The following is a 25377-nucleotide window of genomic DNA, read 5'->3' as shown; positions in this document are numbered from 1 at the left end:
CGTGGGAGGAGAGTCTGGTCAGACCGTGCGCCGCTCCGGGATCAGAGCGATCGTGCGCTCACCGAGCGGCTCGGCCAGGGTGGCGTTCAACTTCGGGTAGCGAATGTCCATCGTGCAGGCCTTCGCGTCCTTCGGCGTGGTCTCCACGAGCTTGATCACGACCCGTGCCTGGTTCTGTTCGGCCACCTCGGCGCTCGCCCGGCTGCAGCCACCCTCTCGTCCGACGAGAAGGATGCTGCGGCCGTCGGCGTCGCGAGACACGGTCGCCTTGAACCCCTTGGGCAGCGCGCTGGTGTCCAGCTTCTCCGGTGGCACCGGCGTGTTCGCCGCGGGCGGCGGTACACCTGGCTGCCCAACGGGCGGTGGCGCGGTCTGCGTCGGATTCGGGCTTCCCGGCTGGTTCGCCGGCTTGTCTTCTTGCGGGTTGGCGCACGCGGCTCCCAGGATCAGCAGGAGCCCCGCACCAACAGCGGTTCCTAGGCGGTTCATGTCCAGAGGACGGACCCCGGTCATGATCGGGTTGCACGGCTGATTCGGATATCGTGCGCCGCATGTACATCGTGGAACTCTCCTTCGACGACAGCCCGGAGCGTCTCGCCGTCCGGCCGGCACATCGGCAGAAGCTCTCCGACCTGCGCGAACAGGGCAAGGTGCTGAACGCGGGACCGTTCGCCGACGGGAGCGGCGCGGTGGTCGTTTTCGACGTCGAAACGGAGGACGAGGTGCGGGCGCACATGGCCGACGACGTGTACTACTCCACGGCGGGCGTGACCGTGGCCAGCGTCCGGGAGTGGACTCCCCTGTTCGACTGACGGAGTTCAGCCGACCGGGGTGGGCCGCAGCCGCCGCGGCCCGGTGTCGTGCCGGGACGGCGGCGGGCCGACGGTGATCCGGCCGCCGGTGACGTACACGCCCACGGCCGACGCCAGCACCGGCTCCAGCCGCATCGTGCGCACCTCGGGCAGGTCGTCGGCCAGCGCCGACACCCGCAGCACCAGGTGCTCCAGCGCGGCCAGGTCGGCCGGCTCGTCACCGCCGTAGCCGGCCAGCAGCGGCGCGGCTCTCGGCGCGCGCACCAGTGAGGCGGCGTCCACGTCGGTCAGCGGCACCGCGCGGTAGGACTCGTCGCCGAGCAGGTCGCTGATCACCCCGGACAGCCCGAACGACACCAGGGTGCCGAACGACGGGTCGTCCTGCAGGCCGATCGCGCACGACGTCCCGCGCGGTGCCAACCGCTGCACGTACACCACGTCGTCGCCGGCGAACTCCGTCTGGATGTCGTGGAACGCCTCGCGCACCGCGTCCTCGCTGGCGAGGTCCAGCCGCACGCCGACCAGCCCGGTCGGGTGGCGCAGCGGCGCGGTGGCCGCCTTCACCACGACCGGGAACCCGAGTTCCGTCGCGGCCACGGCCGCCTCGTCCGCAGTGGCCACCCGGCGCAGCGCCACCAACTCGATGCCGTAGCAGTCGAGCAGCGCGATCACCTCGCCGTCGTCCAGCGACGCGTCTTGACCGTCCACACGAGACAGTGCGGTGTCCACAATGGACCGTGCGTCCTCGGCGCGGATGCCGTCCGGGCGGGCGAGCCGGCCCTGCGGCTGGGTCCGCCAGCGGGCGTAGCGCACAACCCTGGCCAGCGCCAGCGCCGCGCGCTCCGGACTGGGATAGGACGGGATCGATCCCCGACCAGGTGCGCCGCCCGGGCCGGGCACCGCCAGCTCGTCCGGGATCCCTTCCACCGCAAGGAAAGTCGACACCACGGGCTTGGCCACATCGGCCTCGGCGAGCACGTCGCGCAGCGCCCGCGCGTACGCCGCGCCGGGGATCGCCAGCGGCGGCACGAACACCACGATCAGCGCGTCCACATCGGACCGTTTGAGCGCGGTGCGCACGGCGGACGCGAACGACTGCGGCCCGGCGTCCGCGCCGACGTCCACCGGATCGCCGGCCAGTTCGAGGCCCTGGGCGAGCGCCGTGTCCGCGGCCAGCACGCCGATCGCCGAGGAGTTGCCCACCACCGCGACCCGCTGCCCGGCCGGCAGCGGCTGGTTGGCCAGCAGCAGTGCGGCGTCGAACATCTGCCCGAGCGACTCCACCCGGATCACGCCGGCCTGTTCGAACAGCGCCTGCTCGCTCGCGTCGTCCAGCCGCACCGAGTTGGCCGCGAGCGCCGGCAGCACGGCGTGCCGGCCGGACCGGACCGCGACCACCGGCTTGCTCCGGGACAGCCGGCGCGCGAGCCTGCCGAACTTGCGCGGGTTGCCGAACGACTCCAGATAGAGCAGCACCACGTCGGTGGCCGGGTCGGTCTCCCAGTACTGCAGCAGGTCGTTGCCGGACACGTCCGCGCGGTTGCCGGCGGAGACGAACGTGGACAGGCCCAGCCCGCGCGCGCCCGCGTCGGCCAGGATCGCGATGCCCAGCGCGCCGGACTGGCAGAAGAACCCGGTGCGCCCGCGCGGTGGCAGGCGAGGCGCGAGTGTCGCGTTGAGCCGGACGTTGGCCGAGGTGTTCGCGACGCCCAGCGCGTTCGGCCCGACCATCCGCATGCCGTGCGAGCGCGCCGCTTCGGCGATCCGCCGCTCGGCGCCCTTGCCGTCCGGCCCGGTCTCCCCGAAGCCCGAGGAGACCACCACGAGCGTCTTCACGCCCTTGGCCAGACAGTCCCGCATCACGTTGTCCACATTGGACGCCGGGACCGCGACCACGGCGAGGTCCACCTGGTCCGGGATGTCCAGCACGGACGGGTAGGCGCGCACCCCGCGCACCGACCGATGCTCGGAGTTGACCGGGTACACCGGTCCGTTGAAGTTGGCCGCCAGCAGGTTGCCGAGCACGGCGTAGCCGACCTTCCTCGGGTCGGTGGACGCGCCGATCACCGCCACCGAGCGCGGGTGCAGCAGGTTGTGCACGCTGCGCGCCTCGGCCGCCTGCTCGCGCGCGTGCGCGACGGCGACCGACTCCTCGGTGGGATCGATGTCGAACTCCAGGTGCAGCACGCCGCCCTCGAACTCGCGGTGCACCCGGTAGCCGGCCTCCCGGAACACCCGCACCATCTGCGTGTTCTCGCCGAGCACCTCCGCCTCGAACCGGCGCAGCCCGCTCTCCCGCGCGGCCGCCGCCAGGTGCTCCAGCAGGATCGAGCCGAGGCCGCGGTTCTGGTGCGCGTCCTCGATCACGAACGCCACCTCGGCATGGTCACCGCCGTCGAGCCGCTCGTACCGGCCGACGCCGACGATGTCCTCGCCGAGCATCGCCACGAACGCGACCCGGTCGTGGTGGTCGACGGTGCTGAACCGGGCCAGGTCGCGCGGCGGGATCCTCGGGTACGGGCCGAAGTAGCGCAGGTAGCGGGTGCGGTCGGACAGCCGGCCGTGGAAGGCGACCAGCGCGTCCGCGTCGTCCGGCACGATCGGTCGCATGTGGACGGTGCCGCCGTCGGACAGGACGACGTCGGCCTCCCAGCTCTTCGGGTAGTCGTACGGATCCCTGCCTGTCGAACCGGTCGGCGAACCGTCCACAGTAGACACTCCTCGGCCTGGCTAGTCTCTGGGATCCTCGGGATCCAAGCCGTGCAAGGGAAACACGGCGTTGCGGGTGTCCATGATCGCGTTGTCCACCGGTTCCGCGCGGCCGCCGCCCCACGGCTCGAACCCGGCCGGCTCACCGTCCGACATGGACAGTGGCAGCCGGGCGTTGGGGGCGAGCTCGCGCACCGTCGAGGTCCACTCGGCGGGCAGCGCGGTCTCCGGGGCGACGTCCCGGTCGAGCACGGTGGCCAGCAGGTGGGTCCAGGACCGGGGCACCACGCGCAGCAACTGGTACCCGCCGCCGCCCAGCGCGAGCCACCGTCCGCCGGCGTGCTCCTCGGCGAGCGCCCGCAGCGCCTGGTAGGTGGCCCGGTGGCCGTCGACCGACAGGGACAGCTCGGCCAGCGGGTCCTCGGTGTGCGTGTCCACCCCGCACTGGGTGACCAGCACGTCGGGCCGGAACGCGCCGAGTAGCGACGGCACCACCGCGTGGAAGGCGCGCAGCCACGCCGCGTCACGGGTGAGCGGCGGGAGCGCCAGGTTCACCGCGGTGCCCTGGGCGTCGCGGCCGCCGAGCTCCATCGGCGAGCCGGTGCCCGGCCACAGCGTCATCGGGTTCTGGTGCAGCGAGATCGTGAGCACCCTCGGGTCGTCGTAGAACGCGGCCTGCACGCCGTCGCCGTGGTGCACGTCGACGTCCACGTAGGCGACCCGCTCGACGCCGTGGTCCAGCAGCCAGGAGATCGCGACCGCGCAGTCGTTGTACACGCAGAAGCCGGCGGCGTGATCGCGCATCGCGTGGTGCAGGCCGCCGGCGATGTTGATCGCGCGGGTGGCCGCGCCGGAGGCGATCCGCTCGGCGGCGAGCAGGGACGCGCCGACCACCAGCGAGGAGGCCTCGTGCATGCGGGCGAACACCGGGTTGTCCGCGGTGCCGAGCCCGTGGCCGACGTCCCAGCTCGCCATCGGCGCCTCCCGAACAGCCGTTACGTAACCGACGTCGTGGATGCGTTCGATCTCCGCCTCGGCCGCGGGTTCGGGCTTGAGCTGCTCGACGCCGTCGAGGACGCCGAGCGCGGTGGCGAGCCGCATGGTGAGTTCCAGCCGGATCGGATTGAACGGGTGATCGCCGCCGAGGTCGTAGGCGAGCATGGCGGGGTCCCACACGACTGCGGCCGAACTTCCCATGCCAGGGACCCTAGCTCCCTCGACGAAGCTCAGCCCGGCTGATCACCCGTGGCGGCCGGGCGGTCCGGGTCGGCGCACCACTGCGACCACGATCCGGCGTACAGCGCGGCCGGCTCGTCCACGCTGGTCACACCGGACGCCTCGAGTGCCAGGACCACCGAGGCCGCGGTGACGCCGGAGCCGCAGTACGCGCCGACGGGTTCGCCGGTGCGGACGCCGATGCCGGCGAACCGCTCGGCCAGCGCGGCGGGAGCGTGCCACCGGCCGGACGCGTCGAGGTGGCCGGCGAACGGGGCGTTGCGCGCGCCGGGCACGTGGCCGGCCCTCGGGTCGATCGGCTCGACCTCGCCCCGGTACCGCTCCGGCGCGCGGGCGTCGAGGAGAACTCCGGTCCTGGCGAGTGTGGCGGCCTGGTCGGCGTCGAGTACCGGCATCCCGCCCGGCCGCACCTCGATGTCACCCGGTTCGGGCGTCGGGACGGCGGTGCTCGTCGGGCGGCCGGCGGCCACCCACGCCGCGTAGCCGCCGTCGAGTACCGAGACGGCGCGGTGGCCGGCCCAGCGCAGCTGCCACCACGCGCGGGCGGCGACGCTGCCGTTGTCCGCGTCGTAGGCCACGACCGAGGAGCCGGACCGCACGCCCGCGTCCCGCAGAACCTCTTGCAGCGCACCGGGATCCGGGAGCGGGTGACGGCCGCCGGCGCCGGGCGGGGCGGCGAGCTGGGTGTCCAGGTCGAGGTACACCGCGCCGGGAATGTGTCCGGCGCGGTATTCGTCTATTCCAGGTGGACCGCCGAGCCGCCAGCGGATGTCGAGCAGAACGGGTGGTGTACCGCCGTCCAGCGCCGCCGCGACGTCGTCCGGAGAGACCAACGGGGAGACCAGGGGCGTGGTCGGATCTGGCACTGGGCCATCCTTTCAGGGTCACGGCCGTCCGTGCTCGGTGCCGCACGGATGTCGGCGGGTCCTACTACCATGGCGGACAACGGAAGGAACGCGCGTGAACGAGCTCATCGACACCACCGAGATGTACCTCCGCACGATCTACGAGCTGGAGGAGGAGGGCGTCGTCCCGCTGCGTGCACGGATCGCCGAGCGCCTGAACCAGAGCGGCCCGACGGTGAGCCAGACCGTCGGCCGGATGGAGCGCGACGGGCTCGTCATCGTCGCCGGCGACCGGCACTTGGAGCTGACCGACCACGGGCGGGACATCGCCATCGCCGTGATGCGCAAGCACCGTCTCGCCGAGCGCCTGCTGGTCGACGTGATCGGCCTGGAGTGGGAGTACGTGCACAGCGAGGCGTGTCGGTGGGAGCACGTGATGAGCGAGGCGGTCGAGCGCAAGCTCGTCAACCTGCTCGGGCACCCCAGGACGTCGCCGTACGGCAACCCGATCCCCGGCCTGGACAAGCTGGGCGAGGGCGAGCCGGCCCCGCCGGTGGAGTCCGACCTGGTCCGGCTGGACGACGTGGCCCGCCGCGGCGGCGGCAAGGTCGAGGTGCGCCGGATCGCCGAGCACGTGCAGATGGACCCGGACCTGATGGCCGAGCTGCACTCGGTCGGCATGGCACCGGGGCGCACCGTCCACGTGGGACCGTCCAGGGGCGACGGCAACGCGGTCGAGGTGAGCGGCAGCGGGCGCACCGTGGACGTCGCTCCCCTGGTGCTGCACGCCGTGCTCGCACGTCCGCAGTGACACCACGGATGTCCCGCTCAGGCAACGGTCAGACGCGCCTGGGCTCGTCGGAGCGCGCGATCACCGGGTTCAAGGAACTGCACGGCCGCGCTCCGCTCGGCGTGTGGTCAGCGCCGGGCAGGGTGAACCTGATCGGCGAGCACACCGACTACAACGACGGCTACGTACTGCCGTTCGCCCTACCGCACCGCACCGCCGTGGCCGCCGCGCCCCGCGAGGACGGCAGGCTCACCGTCACCACCCTCGGCGACGACGACCGGACGCAGACCGCCGACCCGTTCGAGATCGCCGGCCTCGCCCCTGGATCGGTCACCGGGTGGCCCGGCTACCTGGCCGGTGTGGCCTGGGTGCTCCGCGATCGCGGCTACCCCGGTGGCGCCGACCTGTTCGTCGCCTCGGACGTGCCGTCCGGCGCCGGACTCTCCTCCTCTCACGCGTTGCAGTGCGCCGCGTCGCTGGCGTTGCTCGGAGTGGCCGGTGTCGAGCTGGACTCTGACACCGCGAACGGGACCGACGCCCCCGGCCGCGACGAGGTCGCGCTGTGGGTGCAGCGGTCGGAGAACGACTTCGTCGGCGCCCCAACGGGGTTGCTCGACCAGACCGCGTCGTTGCGTTGCACCGCGGGCAACGTGCTGTTCTTCGACGTGCGCACCGGTGTTGCCGAGCAGGTGGCGTTCGACATCGCCGACCACGGGCTGGAGATCCTCGTGATCGACACCAGGGCCCACCACTCGTTGGCCGACTCCGAGTACGGCGTGCGCCGCCGCGGCTGCGAGCGCGCCGCCGCGCTGCTTGGCCGGCCGGCTCTGCGTGATGTCGAACTCGACGAGCTGGACGCCGTACTCGACCGGCTCCCCGACGAGCTCCGCCCGCTGGTGCGGCACGTCGTGACCGAGAACGATCGCGTGCTGCGGACCGTGGACCTGTTGCGGCACAACGGGTCCACGCGAATCGGCGATCTGCTCACCTCCTCTCACACGAGCATGCGGGACGACTACCGGATCTCCTGCGACGAGTTGGACACCGCGGTCGACGCGGCACTCGCCTCGGGTGCGCTCGGCGCCAGGATGACCGGCGGCGGGTTCGGCGGCTCGGCGATCGCGCTGGTGCCGTCCACCGAACGCACGACCGTGCGGCGCGCTGTCACCTCGGCGTTCGCGGAGCGCAGGTTCACCGCGCCGCGACTGTTCACCGCGGTGCCGTCGGCCGGCGCGCGACGGGACGAGTAGCGGCCCCTATCGGCTCACCCGACATGGCGTAACCTCCGCCCCGCACCACCCGATCACGAGGAGACGGTCAACGTGAAGCTGCTCGTCACCGGCGGCGCCGGCTACATCGGCAGTGTCTGCGCGGCACGGCTGGTCGAGTCCGGTCACGAGGTGACCGTGCTCGACGACCTGTCCACCGGGCACGCGGACGCCGTGCCCGACGGCTGCCGGTTCGTGCAGGCCGATGTCGGCGACGTCGCCGGCTCGCTGCTCGCCGAGGGCTTCGACGGCGTGCTTCACTTCGCCGCCAAGTCACTGGTCGGCGAGTCCATGCAGGACCCGTCCAAGTACTGGCACGGCAACGTGATCACCTCCGTCCGCCTCCTCGACGCCATGCGCGAGCACGGCGTGCCGCGACTGGTGTTCTCCTCCACGGCGGCGACCTACGGCGAGCCGGAGTCGTCGCCGATCCCGGAGACGGCGCTCACCCGCCCGACGAACACCTACGGCGCCACCAAGCTCGCCATCGACCTGGCGATCAGCGGCTACGCTGCGGCGCACGGGCTCGCCGCGGTCAGCCTGCGCTACTTCAACGTGGCCGGCGCCCACGGGCGGTTCGGCGAGCGGCACACCGTCGAGACCCACCTGATCCCGATCGTGCTGCAGGTGGCACTCGGCCGGCGCCAGCAGGTGCAGATGTACGGCGACGACTGGCCGACCGAGGACGGCACGTGCGTGCGCGACTACATCCACGTCACCGATCTGGCGGACGCGCACCTGCTCGCGCTGGAGCACGCCACCGCGGGCGAGCACCAGGTCTACAACCTGGGCAACGGCACCGGGTTCTCGGTCCGCCAGGTGATCGACGCCTGCCGCGAGGTGACCGGCCACCCGATCCCGGCGGAGGTGGCCGGGCGACGCGCGGGCGATCCGGCGACCCTGGTCGCCTCCAGTGAGCGCGCCCGTGTGGAGCTCGGCTGGAAGCCCAGCACGCTCGATCTCGCCACCATCGTGCGCGACGCATGGGAGTTCACCCGCTCCCGTCAGGCGTAGTCGCCGCATCGGACCGCTCGGCCAGCGCGTAGCTGCGTTCGACGAGCCGGCGCAACTGGTCCGGCCGCATCGACAGGTTCAGCGCCCACCGCACCAGCCCGGCGAGCGGGTGCGCCTCGTCGGCCTCGAGCGCACGGTCGACCGCCATGCCGGCGAGTGCGCCGTCTCCCCGCAGGTACGCGGTGATCGCGAGCAGGAGCGCGGCCTCGGAACACCACGGCGGCGGGATCGCCCTGGTCAGCGCCGCCCACACCCGCTCGGCCGCGATCGGCTCCGGTTGCCCGGCGAGCCGCAGGCACACGTCCCGCACCCGCGGATACGACAGGGCGACGGCCAGCCGCACAACGGTGTCCTCGTCCAGTTCGAGCGGGCCCCGTCCGACATCCAATGCGGCGCGGCGCACCGTGTCACGCATCAGGCGGACACCCCGTGCCTCGGATTCGACGTCACCGGCGGCATCGGCGGCATGCGCATCGACCGCCTCAGCCCGCTCGGCGAGCAGCACCGGCGGGTCGGGTGCCACGGTGGCGGCCAGTTCGTCGCGGCTGGGGTAGGTGACGATGCCGGACGCCGTGGCCAGGTGCGCCATTCCGGAGGCCGACGGATCCGGCACGACGCCTCCGCCCTGCTCCTCGCCGTAGGACCGCCAGGGCGCGCCGTCCTCGATCGCGGCCACCCACAGCGCCCACGCGACCGCCACGCCGCCCTCGGCGAGTTCGTCGGCGACGGCGTCCACGAGATCCCGGTGCGGCGGGCCCGATTCGTCTTGCAGAGCACCGCCGACCACCATCAGCACGGTGGCCGTCGTGTCGTGCCGCAGGACCGGCACGAGCAGCCGCCGGGCCATCGCGGGCACCTGATCGGGCGGTGGCAGGTCGGCGCGCAGGGTCGCGCCGATCATGGTCAGGTCGGGCCCGGTGAGCGTGATCAACACGATCGAATCGGACGGGGTGAACCCGAGTAGGTGCGGCACGGCCGCGATCAGCTCGCCGGGTTCGGTGAAGCTGAGCTGAGGTTCGGGTGCTGTGGTCGGTGTTGTCGTCGGCGGCGCTGGGGCCGCGGGGGAAGTCGTCATGAGGCCACTGTGTCCCCGCCGGACGCGGCGCGGGAGGCCGTCCACGAATCTGTGGACAACACGGACCATGTGGATAACTCGCCGAAAATCCCTTGCGGACAACGGAAGCGTCGGATAACGAACCGCCCGGCTCGTCCGTCCACGATGGACGGTCGAACCGGGCGGGTCACCGCACCCCGGTCTTCGCGATCAGCGCCGTCGGTCAATCACAGTGCTCGAACGGGCTGGTGTAGGACGCCGATCCGGCCGATCCGCCCCACTTCACGCACTTGCGCTCGGCGGCTTTCCTCACCGGCCCGGCGTAGTACTTGAACGAGCCGCTGTCCGTCGTCCTCGCTCCGCCCTGGACCTCGAGGAACGCGGACACCGCCGACTCCGACCCGATCGACTTGCTCTTGATCGTGGCGACGCAGTTGGTCCCGCTCGAACCGTTGTAGAGCAGGTACGCCCGGCCGGCGTCACCGAGTGCGGCCTCGTCGATCACGCTGAAGCCACTGCCGCAGACCTCCTGCGGCGTATAGGGATTCGTGCTGCCGCCGCCGCAGTTCTGGCTGGTGTAGTTGCGCGTGCCCCAGTAGAAGATCTGCGCGCCGTTGAACTTGATCTTCACGGCACTGCCGTTGAGGATCTCCTCGAAGTGCAGGTGGGCGCCGCTCGATCCGCCGGTGTTGCCCACGTTGCCGATCAGCGCGCCCCGCGCGACGTTCTGCCCGACGCCGACCCGCTGCTGGGACAGGTGCGCGTACCTGGTGCGCCAGCCGCTGCCGTGGTCGATCTCGATCCAGCGGCCGTAGCTCGTGTCGCCCTCGTTCTCCACCCTGGACACCCGACCGGCCGCCGAGGCCAGTACCGGGTCGCCGTCGTCACCGGCGCGGTTGAAGTCCACCGCGTTGGCCGGGCTGTGCCCCGACCTGGTCTGTCCCTCCCACACCTGCCCGCACGGGAACGGCATCTGGAAGCTGGGTGCCGCCGACGCCTCCCCGGCGGTGAGAACCAGCACAACAGTCGACGCCACCGTCGCGACCAGCACGCCGATGGCGAGTCGTAACCTGGTCAATCTGCCACCTCCTCGACGAGAGTGTGGTGATCCGACCACGGCGCGCCACGACAGTGGAAGATCTTCTTAGCGTCTTGTGAGCGAACAAATCACCCAAGGGCCTGCCCCGTGGATCCCGCCCGTCGCGAGCGGGGAACGGCGTGGATGCCGCGCAAGGCGGAGGGCAAGGCTCGTACCGGGTGTTGTACTTGCCTTGTCCGACAACGCAGCGAGGCGCCGCGCCGGCCCCGCGCAGCAGGGCTTGGATTCGCGGGGGAGGCCCCGACCCGCGCGGGTGGGTAGCGATGCACCGAACGGGTCAGCGCGGGGCGAACGCCTCCAGCGCCTCCTCGGCGCGCACCATCGACGCGGTCGCGTCGGCGTCCGGGGAGCCGATCTCCTGATCGAAGTTCAGGTCCACGAACAGCTCGGTGATCCCCTGCTCGGCCAGCGCCGCGAAGTCCGACAGGATCTCCTCGACGCCGCCGGTCAACGGCCGGCGGTCGGGCGCACCCGCCGGCCGCACCTTCACCGAGCCGCGGCACACGAACCGCAGCGCGTCCGGATCCCGCCCGGCCTCCTCGGCGGCCGCGCGGACCGTGCGCACCGAGTCGCCGATCGTGCCGAGGTCGGCCCGGCTGCTGCTGACCCAGCCGTCGCACAGCCGCCCGGCTCGCCGCAGCGCGGGCTCGGCCGCGCCGCCCAGCAGGATCGGCGGGCCACCCGGCCGGGCCGGCTTGGGGTCCATGGTGGTCGCCGGCACCCGGTAGAACTCGCCGTCGTGGTCGATCACGTCGTCGGTCCACAGCGCGCGCAGCAGCGGGATGTACTCGTCGGCCCGCCGGCCGCGGCCGCCCGGGTCCGCGCCGGTCGCCGCGTACTCCTCGTCCGCCCAGCCGTTGCCGAGTCCGACGTCCAGCCGCCCGCCGCACAGAATGTCCACTGTGGACAGTTGCTTGGCGAGTACCGCCGGCGTGACGAACGGCATGTTCAGCACGGCGATGCCGATCCGGACCCGCGAGGTGTGCGCGGCGAGGAACGCCGTCACCGCGATCGGGTCCAGCACGCTGCGGTACGTCTCGCCCCAGTGTCCGTCCGGCGGGGACAGCAGCCGCTGGAACGTCCACAGCGTGGAGTAGCCCAATTCCTCGGCGCGACGGGCGACGTGCACCACGTTCTCCGGCCTCGCCCACGAGCCGGAAAGCGGGACGGCGAATCCGATCTCCACGCCCGCGACCCTACGCGGGCGACTGCTGGCAGGCTGGACGCCATGGAGGAGCACGATGAGCACGAGTGGTTGGAAGACGTCACCGGCGAGGAGGCACTCACCTGGGTGCGGGCCCGCAACGAGGAGACCGTCGCGGAGATCGCCGCCACCGACGAGTTCACCCGGTTGCGCGACCAGTTGCGTGAAGTGCTCGACGCCGAGGACCGCATCCCGTACGTGCGCAGGCGCGGCGAGTTCCTCTACAACTTCTGGACCGACGCCGCGCACCCGCGCGGGCTGTGGCGGCGCACCACGCTCGACGAGTACCGCCGCGATCGTCCACAGTGGACGGTTTTGATCGACGTGGACGCGCTCGCCGAGCAGGAGGGCGAGAACTGGGTGTGGGAGGGCGCGCAGGTGCTGCGGCCCGGGCACCGGCTGGCCCTGGTCGAGCTGTCCCGTGGCGGCGCGGACGCGACCGTGGTGCGCGAGTTCGACCTGGAGACGCTCACCTTCACCGACGGCGGGTTCGCGCTGCCCGAGGCGAAGAGCAGCGTCGGGTGGATCGACGCGGACCGGGTGTACGTCGGCACCGACTTCGGCCCCGGCGCGCTGACCACCTCCGGGTACCCGCGGATCGTGAAGGAGTGGCGCCGCGGCACCCGGCTGGACGAGGCGGTCACGGTCTTCGAGGGCAAGCCGGACGACGTCGCGGTGTACGGCTACCACGACCCGACGCCCGGCTACGAGCGGGACTTCGTCGCCCGGAGCATCGACTTCTACCGCACCGAGAAGTTCCTGCGCACCCCCGACGGGCTGCGCCGCCTGGAGGTGCCGGACGACGCCGAGGCGGGGGTGCACCGCGACTGGCTGCTCGTCCGGCTGCGCACGCCGTGGACGATCGGCGGCACCACCCACGCGGGCGGTTCGCTGCTGGCGGCGCGGTTCGACGACTTCATGGCCGGCGAGCGGTCGCTGCTGGCGGTGTTCGAGCCGGACGAGCGGACCTCGCTGGAGGACTACACCTGGACCAGGAATCGCCTGCTGCTGAACACGTTGACCGACGTGCGCACCGCGTTGTGGGTGCTCGACCCGGACGACGGCTGGCGCGGGCGCCCGCTCGGCGGGATCGGCGCCACGGTCACCGCGAACGTGGTGGCCACCGACCCGGACAGCGACGAGGTGTTCGTGGACGTGTCCGGGTACGCGCAGCCGACGGCGCTGCGGCACGGCGCGCTCGACGGTGAGTCCACTGTGGACACGATCAAGCAGGCCCCGGCGTACTTCGACGCGACGGGCCTGGACGTGACCCAGCACTTCGCGATCTCCGAGGACGGCACGCGGGTGCCGTACTTCGTCGTGGCGCGGCGAAATTCCGGCACCGGGCCGGTGCTGCTGACCGGGTACGGCGGGTTCGAGGTGTCGCTCACGCCCCGGTACAGCGGGGTGATGGGGCGCGGCTGGCTGGCCCGCGGCGGCACGTACGTGGTGGCCAACATCCGGGGCGGCGGCGAGTACGGGCCGGAGTGGCACAACGGCGCGATCCGGGAGAACCGGCGGCACGTGTACGCCGATTTCGCCGCCGTGGCACGGGATCTCGCCGCACGCGGGGTCGCCGCGCCGGAGCGGCTGGGCATCGAGGGCGGCAGCAACGGCGGGCTGCTCACCGGCGTGATGCTGACCAGGTATCCGGAGCTGTTCGGCGCGGTGGTGAGCCAGGTGCCGCTGCTGGACATGCGTCGCTACCACCGGCTGCTCGCCGGCGCGTCCTGGATGGCCGAGTACGGCGACCCGGACGGCGAGGACTGGGAGTTCATGCGTGAGTTCTCGCCGTATCACAACCTCGACAGTGTCCAGAGTGGACGGACGTACCCGCCGACCCTGTTCGCCACGTCGACGAGGGACGACCGGGTGCACCCCGGTCACGCGCGCAAGATGGTGGCCAGGATGCGCGAGTTGGGGCACGCGGTGCGGTACTACGAGAACATCGAGGGCGGGCACGGCGCCGCGGCCGACAACGCGCAGCTCGCCTTCAAGTGGGCACTGGTGCTGGAGTTCCTCTGGCAGCAGCTCAGCGACGACAGCGGGGGCCAGTCCACTGTGGACTGACCCCCGCCCGGTCGGCCGGATTCTCAGCCGCGCCTGCGCACGGCGTGCTGGCGCTGTTTCACCATGCCGCCGTGCTGGGCGGCGAGGTGCATCCGGCCGTTGGCCTTGACCTGCTTGCCGCCACGACGCTCGCGGCGGCTCGGCTTCGGCGTGTTCATCGGGATATTCATGGTCGTCCCCTCCGGCGCCTGCGGGAAACCGCCGGCACGCAATTCGTACGGTGCCTCGGACATCAGATTCGTGAAATGCGCGCTGTTCGTCTTCATGCCGCCTCCCCGATTTTGCGAATAGCGAGATAGCCGTTTCGGCTCGCGTATTTCGCGCACGGCGAATAGACCGCTGGGCGCGAATACGAATGGCTGCGAAACAGCTGGATCTGAATGGCTGGCGCCACCGCGGAGAAGGCGGCAGGCGCGGCGCTGAAGAGCGCGGGAGTGCGTCAGCTGATGAACATGGCTCCGACCATACAGACGCCTCGGCGACCACGCAAGGGGTTTTCGCCCACGGGGAATGCGTTCGTGTCCACGGGGTAGAAAGGCGATATGAGGTCGTTCGTCGCCGCGCTGCCCAAAGTCGAGTCGCACGTGCATCTACTCGGCTCCGCATCCTCCGACACCGTGCTGCGACTGTCGCGGCGGCACCCGGAATGCGGCGTGCCGGTCGACGAGCACGAACTGCGCGCGTTCTACGAGTTCACCGACTTCGCGCACTTCATCGACGTGTACGTGACGGTCAACGGCCTGGTGCGCACCGGAGCCGACATTCGCACGCTGATCGACGGGCTCGCCGCCGATCTCGCCGCCAACAACGTGCGCTACGCCGAGGTGACCGTCAGCGCGCACAGCCACCTGTGCCGCGGCATGGACGTCGACGAACTGGCCGAGGCGCTCGAGGGCGGCAGGGCGGCCGCACTCGCCGAGCACGGCGTGCACCTGGCCTGGATCTTCGACATTCCGGCGCCGGGCGACGAGCCGGACGGCATGGTCACCGTCGACTTCGCGGTGCGCCGGCGTCCACAGGGGACGGTCGGCTTCGGCCTCGGCGGGCCGGAGATCGGCCAACCGCGCGGCCGGTACGCCCGCGCGTTCGCGATCGCCCGCGAAGCCGGGCTGCACAGCGTGCCGCACGCGGGCGAGACCACCGGGCCGGAGTCGATCTGGTCGGCGCTGAACGACCTGCGTGCCGAGCGGATCGGCCACGGCACGAGCGCGGTGAAAGACGAGAAGCTGCTGGCGCACCTGGCCGAGCACGCCATCCCGCTGGAGGTGTGCCCGACGTCGAACCTGCGCACTCGGGTGGTCGCCGACCTGGCGAGCCACCCGCTGCCGAGGCTGCTCGACGCGGGCGTGCCGGTCACCATCAACACCGACGACCCCGGCATGTTCCACTGCGACCTCAACGGCGAATACCTGTTGTGCCACACCGAGTTCGGGCTCGGCCGAAGCGACCTGGCCGACCTGGCCCGTGCCGGCGTGCGCGCCGCGTTCTGCGACGACGAGCTGCGCGCCACGCTCCTCGCGGAGATCGACGCGGTCGAGGCTCGGTTCACCCGGTGATCAGGCACCGCCCGCCGAGGTCGATGCCGGAGCCGCGGGGACGCACCTTGATCACCGACCCCGTGCCGACGCCGATCCGCACGCCTCGTCGTCCGGCTTGCCCTCGCTCGGCGCGAACTGGCGGGCCCGCACCATTCCCGCTCGTTCGTCGAGCCAGGCCCAGACCTGCACCGGCTCGCCGGCCGGCGTCACCAGGGTCTCTGGGCGTCACCGAGCCGGCACACCACCGCGAAGGCGCCGAGCAGCGGATGACCCGCACATGTCGACCCTAGGCGGGCAGCCGAACCACGTCGTAGTCCACGTCCGGACCGGGCGGCGTGTCGAACCGCGCGTTCACCACGTACAGCGAGGAGCCGAACAGGTCGCCGGTGGTCGGGATGCGCAGCGCCGGACTGGTGACCTCCCACAGCAGCGTGCCCTGGGTGGCGTGCGGGTCCAGTCGCAGCACGGACACCGTGTTGACCATGTTGCGCACCACGTACAGCGTGTTGCCCCGGCGCACCAGCCCGTCGCCGTTGGTGACCAGGTAGCCGCCAAGGTCCACCAGCGCGCTCGCCCCGGTGCGAGGGTTCACCTTCATCAACTCGCCCACCCGGTTCACGATCACCAGCTGACCGTCCATTGTGGACTCGACGCCGTTGTTGAAGTCCGGGTCGGCCGCCGGGCCGGACAGTGGCACGGTGTGCGCGGCACTCGGATCGGGCAGCCCGCCGCCGTGCCGCAGCGGGATCACGTGCAGCTCGGGGTAGGCGGAGTCGGTGGCGTACACGGCGTTGTCGGTCACCACGAGGTCGTTGACGAACGGGTTCGGGCGCGCGGTCACCGGATAGACGGCGAGCAGCGCGCCGGTGCGGCCGTCGTGCACCCGCACGTCGCCGGACACTCCGCCGGCGACCCACACCCGCTCGCGAGAGTCCACCTCCAGCCCGATCGTGCTGCGCCGCGGCCGCGACGAATCGCCGGGAGCCAGTACCGCACCCCGGCCGGTGCGCAGATCACCGCGATAGATCGCCCCGGTGGCGAGCGATCCGACGTAGAACGCGGTGCCCTTGCCGATCGCGATCCCCTCCGGGAAGAACCCGTTCGGCAGCGGGATCCGGTCCGGGAACCGCTGCGCCACGGCTGTCGGCGCGAGCAGCACGGACAGCAGCACGGCGGCCAGAACGACCAGGAGTTTGCGCACGACGGCACCCCTTCCGGCAGGTCCCCCGACACGGGCGTTATCGGCACGGCGGGCGACCCGTTACCCGTCGCGCAGGTACGCCGCGGTCCGCTCGTCGGCCGGGAAGTACGCCTCCACCGCGATGTCGTCGAGCGTGACGTCGAAGGCCGCGCCGAACGTCGTGATCGTGCTGAAGAAGCACAGCTCCGCGCCACGGTGCTCGATCCGGATGGGCAACGTGACCTCGGCCGGGTCCGGTGGCGGCGGTTCCCCGTCACCGAAGACCACCAGTTCCGCGTACAGCTCGGCGAGCACGGGATCGCCGGACGCGCCGGCCTGCCGGGCCAGCCGGCTCAGCAGGAACGCGCGCACCTGATCAGGATTGCGCAGCCTCGGCGCCAGGCCCTTCGGGTGCAGGGCGAGCCGCATCATGTTGACCGGCGACGCCAGCAGCGCGGGCTCGACGCCGTCGAAGAAGACCTCCATCGCGGAGTTGGCCAGCAACAGGTTCCACCGCCGGTCCACGGCGAGCGCCGGATACGGCTCGTGGCCGTCCAGCACCTGCCGCACGGCGTCCAGCGCGGTGGCGAGATCGGGATCCTCCAGTGGCCGCTGGCGGTACACCGGCGCGTGGCCGGCGGCGACCAGCAGCCGGTTGCGCTCGCGCAGCGGAACGCCGAGGTGCTCGGCCAGGTGCAGCACCATCTCGCGGCTCGGCACGGTCCGGCCGGTCTCCACGAAGCTCACGTGCCGGGCCGACACGCCGGCCTGGATGGCCAGGTCGAGCTGGCTGAGCCGGCGCCGGTGTCGCCACTCGCGCAACAGCTCGCCGACCGGACGATCACCGTTCATACCCGCAGTCTCGCCCGTCGCCGTGCGGCGCCGCCATTACCTGTCAGGTCATCGACAGCACGTGCCGCGGCGGGTCTAGTCGAGGCATGAACGACAACGAGCGCGCCGAGCGCAACCGAGAACTCGTCCTGCACTGCTTCGCCGAGGTCGACAAGGGCAACCTCGAACCGCTGCGTGCCCTGCTGCACAAGGACTTCCTGGAGCACGGCCCGGGAAACCCGTCCGGGCGGGACGCCTTCGTCCAGTTCATCGCCGACTCCGGAATGACCGAGGCGCGGCTGGACATGAAGCGCGCCATCGCCGACCACGACCACGTCGTGGTCCACTACAACCTGGTGCCGCCCGGCGAGGAGCGCGGCATGGCCGTGGTCGACATCCTGCGGTTCGTCGACGACAAGATCGTGGAGCACTGGGACGTGGTGCAACCGGTCCCTGAGCCGGATCAGGTTCCGCACGGCATGTTCTGACGCGGACCGCGGTAGGACAGAGTCTGGCCGTACACGATGTTCGTCGTCGTGCTGCCGAACGCGGCCAGCTCGTCCACCACCCGCTCCAGCTCGGACATCGAACCGGCCGCGATCTTCAACAGGTAGCAGTCCTCGCCGGTGGTGCGCAGACACTCCAGGATCTCGAAACGCTTGTCCAGCAAGCGATGCAGCGGCTGGTGCTTGCTTCCCGGGTACTTCAACCGCACCACGGCGAGCACCGGGTAGCCGACCTTCTCCAGGTCGACGGTCGCGCGATAGCCGGTGATCACGCCGATCGACTCCAGCCGCCGCACCCGCTCGGTGGCGGCCGACGCGCTCAGGCTCACCCGCCTGGCGAGTTCGGTGAACGGCAGCCGGCCGTCGCACTGCAGCTCGGCCAGGATCGCCCAGTCCGTCGAATCAAGAGTCTCGGCCATATCGCCAAACTACCGGCAGATCCACGGCTGTGACGGGCGACTACCGCGAGGAGTCTCTTCAAGGCGGCAAGCTCGCCGCATAGGCTGAACGGCGTGCGAATCGGCGTGAATGTCCCGAACTTCGGCCCCGGCACCGACCCGGGCGTGCTGCGCGAGTGGGCGCGCACCGTGGAGGGCCTCGGCTACGACCTGCTGATGATCTCCGACCACGTGGCGATCACGCCCGACGTGGCCGAGCAGTACCCGGCACCGTTCTACGAGCCGTTCACCACGCTGGCGTGGCTGGCCGGGATCACCGACCGGGTGCGGCTGGGCACCACCGTGCTGATCGTGCCGTACCGGCACCCGCTGCTGATCGCGCGGATGGCGGCCAACCTGAACGACCTGTCCGGCGGACGGCTGGTGCTCGGCGTGGGGATCGGCTGGGCGCGCCAGGAGTACGAGGCGCTCGGCGTCCCGTTCACCCGGCGCGGCGCGATCACCGACGAGTACCTGGACGCGGTGCGCGCCGCGTGGCTCGACGAGCGGGACTATCGCGCCGGCCGGATCCCGATCTGGGTGGGCGGCAACAGCGACGCGGGGATCCGCCGGGCGGTGCGGGTCGGCGACGCCTGGCACCCGTTGCGGTTCGGCGCGACCTGGTTGCCCGACCGGGTCGACCGGCTCAAGATCGCCGCCGACGAGCAGGCGCGACCGGTGCCGGCGCTCACGCCGAGGATCATGCTGCGCATCACCGACACGCCGCTGGACGACCACGAGCGGCTGGCCGGCGAAGGCTCGCTCGAGCAGGTCGTCGAGGACGTCGATCGGCTGCGGCTGCTCGATGCGACCGACGTGCTGCTCGACCCCTTCCACGGCGATCCGGAAGAGACCCGGCACCCCGAGCAGGCCTGGCGCGCACTGGAAATCGTTGCGGCGCAAGGCATTCTACGGACGGAGCGATCATGACACCGGCAGAAGAGGCGTTCCTGCGCCGGGCGATCGAGCTGTCCGGCGAAGCGCACGCGTCGGGCAACCCGCCGTTCGGCTCGCTGCTCGTCGGACCGCACGGTGACGTGCTCGCCGAGGAGCGCAACACCACGATCACCGACGGGGACATCTCGGCGCACCCGGAGCAGAAGCTGGCCAGGTGGGCGGCCCGCGAGTTGGACGCGGAGACGGCGGCGGCCACCACGATGTACACGAGTTGCCAGCCGTGCGGCATGTGCGCCGGCGCGATCGACCGCTCGGGGCTCGGCCGCGTGGTGTTCGCACTGTCCGGCGATCAGCTCGCCACGCTCAAGCCACCGGGCACCGGATTCCCTGCCGTGCCACAGGAAGGCCCCGCCCTGTTCGACGAGGCGCGGGTACCGGTCGAGGGCTACTACCGGCCGAGCACGTCGTAGGCATCGGACAGCAGCCGCGCCGCGTCGGGCGAGCCGGCGGCGAAGAAGCCTGCCTCGATCGCCTGCCGGGTCTCCGGCTCGGCCAGCCAGTCGGCGAGGTGACTGTCCAAACCGGACGGTCTGTTCAGCAGCAGGTCGGCAAGCTGGCACCGAGCCGGCTCGGTGGCCTCGGCACGCCAGATCACGAGGAACGGCGTCAGGTCCTCGAACGCGGTGCCGAACGCGTCCAGCACATCGGCGGCGGACCGGCTGGTGGGCATCAACGTCAGCACGTGCAGCCACAGCGCGTCGGCATACCGTTCGATCGCGCGCCGCTCCCCGTCCGGCCAGTCCCACCACCGCGCGGTGGCCAGCTTGACGAACGTCGCGTGCAGGTCCCACCCGTCGTCGGTGACGGCGATCTCGAGCATCCTGGGCAGGAAGTGCCGCAGATCGTCCACGTCGCCCCAAGTGGTGAGCGCCTTGAAACCGAAGCGGGACAACGATTCCGCGGTCAGCTCGGGCAACGGGGCGGACCGCAGCGCGGCCTGGTCGGCCTCGGTCACGCAGTGCGCGCACCCCTCGATCGTGGACCGGAGCGGATACCCGGCGAACGCGTCGTACAGGTCCGCGACGGCCTGCCCGGTCATCGGGGCGACGGGTGCGGCGGCCACGGACCCAGCTCCGGCGGTGTGCCGGTGTCGGAGCTGACACCGTCGGCGGGCCGCCCGGCCAGCCACGCGGTGATCTCGGTGAGCCGCCCGCGCACCGTGACGGTCGGGCCGCTCCCCCACGCCCGCGTCCGCGCGGAGTCCTCCGGTTCGAGCCGCAGGGTCACACCCGCGGGCGCGCGTGGCGCCAGGAAGTCCAGCGTGTGCGCGCAGAACTCGGGCGTCCACTCGGTGTGCGAGTAGTCGAGCGCGAGGTCCACGGTGTGGATCTCCACCTCGCGCCACTGCGCGTACACCGTGTCCAGCACGGTGCCATGGCGGTACCGCACCGGGCGCGACCAGTCCTCACCGTCCAGGCCGTCCCAGACCCGCTCCAGCTCGCCGATCGCCTCGGTCACGGCGGTCGCCAGCTCGGCGGCGGGCCGGCCGGCACCGGCCTCGATCGACGCGTCGCGAGCGGGCCGGCCGCCGTCGTACACCTCGACCAGCTCGCCGGCCCTGGCGTACTCGGCCTGCCTGGCGAACGCCCGCGCCACGTCCTGGATGTGGGTCAGCACATGCCCGCGCGACCACCCCGGCAGCAGAGACGGCCCGCGTGCCGCACCGTCGTCGAGTCCACCGAGGACAGTCGACAGCCGCGCGTGCGACTTCCGCACGGCGTCGGCCACGCTCTGGTGTTCAGCCATTACTTTCCTTACGCGGCAACGGGATGGGAGCCGGCACGATACCGGCTCCCATCCCGGGTGTCACGTCAGCTGCAGCCGGAGGTGGAGCCGCAGCCCTCGCACACGTAGCACGAGCCGGCCGGCCGCATCTTCGTGCCGCAGGTCATGCACAGCGGCGCGTCGGCCGCCTTGCCGAGCTGCAGCTCCAGCAACTCGGTGGAGCTGTGCGCCTCCCGCACCTCCGGCTCGGCGTCCACAGTGGACTCGACCGCGGGGCGCGCGGTCGAGCTCGCGTCAACCGAGGTGCTCAGCGCCTCCAGATCCACGTCCGTGCTGTCGCCCCCGAAGTCGCCGTAGTCGCTGGCGACCTGGGCGGAGCGCTCGTCGGCGGTGAAGATCCCGAGCTGCGCCCGCTTCTCGTACGGCAGGTAGTCCAGCGCGAGGCGACGGAACAGGTAGTCCATCAGGCTGGTCGCGATCCGCACGTCCGGGTCGTCGGTCATGCCCGCCGGCTCGAAGCGCAGGTTCTGGAACTTCGAGACGTAGAACTCCAGCGGAATGCCGTACTGCAGACCGACCGAGATCGACGTGGCGAACGCGTCCATCACACCGGCCAGCGTCGAGCCCTGCTTGCCGAGCTTGACGAAGATCTCGCCGAGCCCGTCGTCCGGGTACGAACCCGCGTGCAGGTAACCCTCAGCACCGCCGACCGTGAACGACACGGTCTGCGAGGGGCGCTTCTTCGGCAGCCGCTTGCGGACCGGGCGGTACTCGACGATCTTCTCTGGCTCCGCTTCCTTCGTGCCGCCCTTGCCCGCCGACAGCGGCTGGCCGACCTTGCAGTTGTCCCGGTAGATCGCCAGCGCCTTGAGGCCGAGCTTCCAGCCCTCGAAGTAGATCTCCTCGACCTCCTCGACGGTGGCCGCCTCCGGCATGTTCACCGTCTTGGAGATCGCGCCGGACAGGAACGGCTGCACCGCCGCCATCATCCGCACGTGCCCCATCGGCTGGATCGACCGCTCGCCCATCGCGCAGTCGAACACGTCGTAGTGCTCGCGGCGCAGGCCCGGCGCGTCGATCACGTGCCCGTGCTCGGCCACGTACTCCACGATCGCCTCGACCTGCTCGTCCTGGTAGCCCAGCGACGTCAGCGCGCGCGGCACGGTCTGGTTGACGATCTGCATGGAGCCGCCGCCGACCAACTTCTTGAACTTGACCAGCGCCAGGTCCGGCTCGATGCCCGTGGTGTCGCAGTCCATCATCAGGCCGATGGTGCCGGTCGGGGCGAGCACCGACGCCTGGGCGTTGCGCCACCCCTTGCGCGCGCCGATCTCCAGGCCGGCCTGCCACTCGCGGGTGGCCAACTGCTGCACCGTGGCGTCGTTGGAGTGGTACGTGCGGATCAGGTCGTTCGCCGCGGCGTGCCTGCGCATGACCTTCTGGTGCGCGTCGGCGTTGCGCTTGTAGCCCTCGTACGGCCCGACCACGGCGGCCAGCTCGGCCGAGCGGCGGTACGCGGTGCCGGTCATCAGCGAGGTGATCGACGCGGACAGTGCCCGCCCGCCGTCGGAGTCGTAGGCGTGGCCGGTCGCCATCAGCAGCGCGCCGAGGTTGGCGTACCCGATGCCGAGCTGGCGGAACTTGCGGGTGGTCTCGCCGATCGGGTCGGTCGGGAAGTCCGCGAACGTGATCGAGATGTCCATCGCGGTGATCACGATCTCGACGGCCTTGGCGAAGGTCTCCGCGTCGAACGTGCCGTCCTCGCGCAGGAACTTCATCAGGTTCAGCGACGCCAGGTTGCAGCTGGAGTTGTCCAGGTGCATGTACTCCGAGCACGGGTTGGACGCGGTGATCCGGCCCGACTCCGGGCAGGTGTGCCATGCGTTGATCGTGTCGTCGTACTGGATGCCCGGGTCGGCGCACTCCCACGCGGCCGTGGCCAGCTTGCGGAAGAGCTTCTTCGCGTCGACCGTCTCGATCGCCTCGCCGGTGGTGCGCGAGCGCAGCCCGAACTCTCCGGACGACTCGACGGCGTGCATGAACTCGTCGGACACGCGCACCGAGTTGTTGGCGTTCTGGTACTGCACCGAGGTGATGTCGGTGCCGCCGAGGTCCATGTCGAACCCGGCGTCACGCAGCGCGCGGATCTTGTTCTCCTCGCGCGCCTTGGTCTCGATGAACTCCTCGACGTCGGGGTGGTCGACGTCCAGCACGACCATCTTGGCCGCACGGCGGGTGGCGCCGCCGGACTTGATCGTCCCCGCGGACGCGTCGGCGCCGCGCATGAACGACACCGGGCCGGACGCGGTGCCGCCCGAGGACAGCAGCTCCTTGGACGAGCGGATCCTGGACAGGTTCAGGCCGGCGCCCGAGCCGCCCTTGAAGATCAGCCCCTCCTCCTTGTACCAGTTGAGGATCGAGTCCATCGTGTCGTCCACCGCGAGAATGAAGCAGTTGTGCACCCGCAGGTTTCCGGCAAGGAACTCGCCACTCTCGGTCTGAATGTCGTAGACATCCATCGCGCCGAGGGATTCGATGCGATCGATCTCCAGCCGCTTGGTCGGCCGGGTGGCGCGGCCCGGCTTGTCGAAGCTGGACTCAAGCTTGGCGGCTTTCACCGGGTCGATGAAGCCGATCTCGGTAGCGAAGGTCAGCCGGTCACCGGCGTTTTGGATGCCCAGCGACCAGCAGCCGAGCCGGTTGTCCCGCACGTCGCGCTTGAACCGCACCCTGGAAAAGATGCCGTAGCGCATCAGCAGGCTCTGTACGCCACGGACATGCTTCTCGCCGACCATGTCGAGCCCGACCAACGTGGACCGTTCGCGTGCGCTGACATACCCCTCGGCCTGGAAGAGACTCTGCAGATAGGCGGTCACCACTGGCAGCGGCGCGGTGAACAACGCGGGCGGCACTTCCATGTCGACGCCTCGGCGCAGCAGATCCCACTTCTCCACGAATGGCCGGAGCTGCTTGCCGTAGAGTTTGGTGCGGCGGCAGTCCAACTCGGTGCTCTGCGTCGGCACCTTGGTCTCGCTCCAGTAGGCGCCGGGAAAGACCTGGTCGATGGTGCCACGAACCCAATCCAGCTCGGCGTCGGTGACGGTGATCGCCTCGATGCGGAGCCTGCCGTCGTAACAGGCGACCGAACCGTCAGCCTGCAGCCAGCCAGCGAGGGCGGCCTCCCACATGTCGTTAAAGGTGAACTCGCCCTCGCCGTAGGATTCGCGCCGGTGCCACTCGAGTTGGTCTCCAGGGCGCAGCGTACCGGCCTCCACGAACTGACCAGTGCCGTCGCCAGTCGCCTTCCACACCAGGTGGTCGGCGGTGACGTCCAGCGTGTAGCCGGCCTTGGCGTGCAGCCGGTAGACGTCCTTCACCCCGTTGGCCTTGGTGGCGAGGATGCGGGTGACACCGTGCGCGTCGTAGACCTTGGTGCCAACCGCGTCGTCCTCGACCAGCCTGCCAATCGGGATGAGACCTGCCGGCGTGCTGACCAGCGTGTCATAGCTCAAGCACGCGGACACCTGCTGCGGGGAGCTGGTACCGACGTTGAACCACACCGGCGAGTTGAAGCTGAACACCTGGTGCATGAGCATCCAGGTCAGCTCGTGCTCGAAGATCTCGGTGTCCTCGGGCGTGGCGAAGTAGCCGTGCTTCTCGCCGGCGCCGACGTAGGTCTTCACCACGCGGTCGATCAGCTGCTTGAGGCTGTGCTCGCGCTGCGGCGTGCCCACGGCGCCGCGGAAGTACTTACTGGTCACGATGTTGACCGCGTTGACCGACCAGAACTCGGGGAACTCCACGCCACGCTGCTCGAAGTTCACCGACCCGTCGCGCCAGTTGGTCATCACGACGTCGCGGTGCTCCCAGGTCACCTCGTCGTAGGGGTGCACCCCCTCGGTGGTGTAGACGCGCCGCACTCGCAGGCCGCCACCGCTGCCGTTCACGGACCCATCGGCGGCCCCACCGGTCGCCGCTGTCCCGACCGTCTCCGTCATGACCAGTCCCTCTCCCTCGTGACTCACTCGCGTGACATCAGTCCCGGTGGTCCGCCGTGCGCTCCCCGCCCGTCGCGACCTTCCCTGCTTTGTCCTGCCTTGTC

The 25377-nt window shown here is 71.0% G+C and carries 24 protein-coding genes; 9 read left to right on the top strand and 15 right to left on the bottom strand.

The window, feature by feature from the left end; translation table 11 throughout:
- Positions 1-18: 18 nt before the first annotated feature.
- Positions 19-489, bottom strand: coding sequence for a hypothetical protein (locus EV193_RS31085; protein ID WP_130348521.1), 471 nt, complete (start codon positions 487-489; stop codon positions 19-21).
- Between the two features lie 62 nt (positions 490-551).
- Here EV193_RS31085 and EV193_RS31080 point away from each other — a divergent pair, with 62 nt between their 5' ends.
- Positions 552-812: a YciI family protein gene (locus EV193_RS31080; RefSeq protein ID WP_130348520.1), complete on the top strand. Its 261-nt coding sequence runs from the start codon at positions 552-554 to the stop codon at positions 810-812.
- A 6-nt stretch (positions 813-818) separates the two neighbouring features.
- Here EV193_RS31080 and EV193_RS31075 read toward each other — a convergent pair whose 3' ends face one another.
- From EV193_RS31075 to EV193_RS31065, 3 genes are read right to left on the bottom strand one after another with little or no spacing between them, the layout of a single operon-like run.
- A complete protein-coding gene (locus EV193_RS31075) occupies positions 819-3521 on the bottom strand; it encodes a bifunctional acetate--CoA ligase family protein/GNAT family N-acetyltransferase (RefSeq protein ID WP_242613792.1) in 2703 nt (900 codons plus the stop codon).
- A 21-nt stretch (positions 3522-3542) separates the two neighbouring features.
- Positions 3543-4718 carry an acetoin utilization protein AcuC gene (locus EV193_RS31070; protein WP_130348519.1) on the bottom strand — a complete coding sequence of 392 codons (1176 nt, stop codon included), beginning with the start codon at positions 4716-4718 and terminating at the stop codon, positions 3543-3545.
- A gap of 29 nt (positions 4719-4747) precedes the next feature.
- On the bottom strand, positions 4748-5623 hold the full coding sequence (locus EV193_RS31065) for a sulfurtransferase (protein WP_242613791.1): 876 nt from the start codon (positions 5621-5623) through the stop codon (positions 4748-4750).
- Between the two features lie 94 nt (positions 5624-5717).
- On the opposite strand from EV193_RS31065, the gene EV193_RS31060 reads away from it, so the two are divergent.
- From EV193_RS31060 to galE, 3 genes are all read left to right on the top strand, one after another.
- Positions 5718-6413, top strand: coding sequence for an iron-dependent transcriptional repressor DtxR (locus EV193_RS31060; RefSeq protein ID WP_130348518.1), 696 nt, complete (start codon positions 5718-5720; stop codon positions 6411-6413).
- A gap of 38 nt (positions 6414-6451) precedes the next feature.
- Positions 6452-7642: a galactokinase gene (gene galK, locus EV193_RS31055; protein ID WP_423202255.1), complete on the top strand. Its 1191-nt coding sequence runs from the start codon at positions 6452-6454 to the stop codon at positions 7640-7642.
- 72 nt (positions 7643-7714) lie between these two features.
- Positions 7715-8674, top strand: a complete 960-nt coding sequence (galE, locus tag EV193_RS31050) for a UDP-glucose 4-epimerase GalE (RefSeq protein ID WP_130348516.1) — start codon at positions 7715-7717, stop codon at positions 8672-8674.
- On the opposite strand, the gene EV193_RS31045 is transcribed toward galE, so the two are convergent.
- The 3 genes from EV193_RS31045 to EV193_RS31035 all read right to left on the bottom strand — a co-directional run bounded on the left by EV193_RS31045 (position 8652) and on the right by EV193_RS31035 (position 12013).
- Positions 8652-9749 carry a DUF4192 domain-containing protein gene (locus tag EV193_RS31045; protein ID WP_165401567.1) on the bottom strand — a complete coding sequence of 366 codons (1098 nt, stop codon included), beginning with the start codon at positions 9747-9749 and terminating at the stop codon, positions 8652-8654. The genes galE and EV193_RS31045 overlap by 23 nt on opposite strands.
- A gap of 202 nt (positions 9750-9951) precedes the next feature.
- Positions 9952-10806 carry a M23 family metallopeptidase gene (locus EV193_RS31040; RefSeq protein WP_423202252.1) on the bottom strand — a complete coding sequence of 285 codons (855 nt, stop codon included), beginning with the start codon at positions 10804-10806 and terminating at the stop codon, positions 9952-9954.
- Between the two features lie 298 nt (positions 10807-11104).
- The gene (locus EV193_RS31035) at positions 11105-12013 is read right to left on the bottom strand and encodes a TIGR03619 family F420-dependent LLM class oxidoreductase (protein ID WP_130348514.1); all 909 of its coding nucleotides are present in this window, start codon (positions 12011-12013) and stop codon (positions 11105-11107) included.
- Between the two features lie 42 nt (positions 12014-12055).
- Here EV193_RS31035 and EV193_RS31030 point away from each other — a divergent pair, with 42 nt between their 5' ends.
- Positions 12056-14101 (top strand): prolyl oligopeptidase family serine peptidase, encoded by a 2046-nt coding sequence (locus tag EV193_RS31030; RefSeq protein ID WP_130348513.1) that lies wholly within the window; start codon positions 12056-12058, stop codon positions 14099-14101.
- A 23-nt stretch (positions 14102-14124) separates the two neighbouring features.
- On the opposite strand, the gene EV193_RS31025 is transcribed toward EV193_RS31030, so the two are convergent.
- Entirely contained in the window at positions 14125-14367 is a 243-nt protein-coding gene (locus EV193_RS31025; protein WP_130348512.1) for a hypothetical protein, read from the bottom strand.
- A gap of 276 nt (positions 14368-14643) precedes the next feature.
- Between EV193_RS31025 and add the strand changes: the two genes are divergently transcribed.
- Positions 14644-15657, top strand: a complete 1014-nt coding sequence (add, locus tag EV193_RS31020; protein WP_130348511.1) for an adenosine deaminase — start codon at positions 14644-14646, stop codon at positions 15655-15657.
- 51 nt (positions 15658-15708) lie between these two features.
- Here add and EV193_RS33875 read toward each other — a convergent pair whose 3' ends face one another.
- From EV193_RS33875 to EV193_RS31010, 3 genes are all read right to left on the bottom strand, one after another.
- Complete coding sequence (locus tag EV193_RS33875) at positions 15709-15849, bottom strand: hypothetical protein (protein ID WP_207222876.1); 141 nt, start codon at positions 15847-15849, stop codon at positions 15709-15711.
- A gap of 76 nt (positions 15850-15925) precedes the next feature.
- Complete coding sequence (locus EV193_RS31015; protein WP_130348510.1) at positions 15926-16840, bottom strand: NHL repeat-containing protein; 915 nt, start codon at positions 16838-16840, stop codon at positions 15926-15928.
- A 60-nt stretch (positions 16841-16900) separates the two neighbouring features.
- Positions 16901-17671, bottom strand: coding sequence for a helix-turn-helix domain-containing protein (locus tag EV193_RS31010; RefSeq protein ID WP_130348509.1), 771 nt, complete (start codon positions 17669-17671; stop codon positions 16901-16903).
- An 86-nt stretch (positions 17672-17757) separates the two neighbouring features.
- Here EV193_RS31010 and EV193_RS31005 point away from each other — a divergent pair, with 86 nt between their 5' ends.
- Positions 17758-18138: a nuclear transport factor 2 family protein gene (locus tag EV193_RS31005; protein WP_130348508.1), complete on the top strand. Its 381-nt coding sequence runs from the start codon at positions 17758-17760 to the stop codon at positions 18136-18138.
- On the opposite strand, the gene EV193_RS31000 is transcribed toward EV193_RS31005, so the two are convergent.
- Positions 18114-18575 carry an Lrp/AsnC family transcriptional regulator gene (locus tag EV193_RS31000; RefSeq protein WP_130348507.1) on the bottom strand — a complete coding sequence of 154 codons (462 nt, stop codon included), beginning with the start codon at positions 18573-18575 and terminating at the stop codon, positions 18114-18116. The genes EV193_RS31005 and EV193_RS31000 overlap by 25 nt on opposite strands.
- 93 nt (positions 18576-18668) lie before the next feature.
- On the opposite strand from EV193_RS31000, the gene EV193_RS30995 reads away from it, so the two are divergent.
- Both EV193_RS30995 and EV193_RS30990 read left to right on the top strand, forming a co-directional pair.
- Positions 18669-19523: a TIGR03619 family F420-dependent LLM class oxidoreductase gene (locus tag EV193_RS30995; RefSeq protein WP_130348506.1), complete on the top strand. Its 855-nt coding sequence runs from the start codon at positions 18669-18671 to the stop codon at positions 19521-19523.
- The gene (locus EV193_RS30990; RefSeq protein WP_130348505.1) at positions 19520-19960 is read left to right on the top strand and encodes a nucleoside deaminase; all 441 of its coding nucleotides are present in this window, start codon (positions 19520-19522) and stop codon (positions 19958-19960) included. Before EV193_RS30995 ends, EV193_RS30990 begins: the two co-directional genes overlap by 4 nt.
- Here the strand turns inward: EV193_RS30990 and EV193_RS30985 are convergent.
- From EV193_RS30985 to EV193_RS30975, 3 genes are all read right to left on the bottom strand, one after another.
- The gene (locus tag EV193_RS30985) at positions 19939-20613 is read right to left on the bottom strand and encodes a hypothetical protein (RefSeq protein WP_130348504.1); all 675 of its coding nucleotides are present in this window, start codon (positions 20611-20613) and stop codon (positions 19939-19941) included. The genes EV193_RS30990 and EV193_RS30985 overlap by 22 nt on opposite strands.
- The gene (locus EV193_RS30980; RefSeq protein WP_130348503.1) at positions 20586-21296 is read right to left on the bottom strand and encodes a maleylpyruvate isomerase family mycothiol-dependent enzyme; all 711 of its coding nucleotides are present in this window, start codon (positions 21294-21296) and stop codon (positions 20586-20588) included. The genes EV193_RS30985 and EV193_RS30980 overlap by 28 nt, the downstream gene beginning before the upstream one ends.
- Before the next feature lie 65 nt (positions 21297-21361).
- Positions 21362-25273 carry a vitamin B12-dependent ribonucleotide reductase gene (locus EV193_RS30975; RefSeq protein WP_130348502.1) on the bottom strand — a complete coding sequence of 1304 codons (3912 nt, stop codon included), beginning with the start codon at positions 25271-25273 and terminating at the stop codon, positions 21362-21364.
- Positions 25274-25377: the final 104 nt, after the last annotated feature.

The sequence above is a fragment of the Herbihabitans rhizosphaerae genome (assembly GCF_004216555.1).
Classification (GTDB): domain Bacteria; phylum Actinomycetota; class Actinomycetes; order Mycobacteriales; family Pseudonocardiaceae; genus Herbihabitans; species Herbihabitans rhizosphaerae.
Note: the sequence above shows the minus strand (reverse complement) of the source record. Positions and strands in the feature narration are given on the sequence as shown.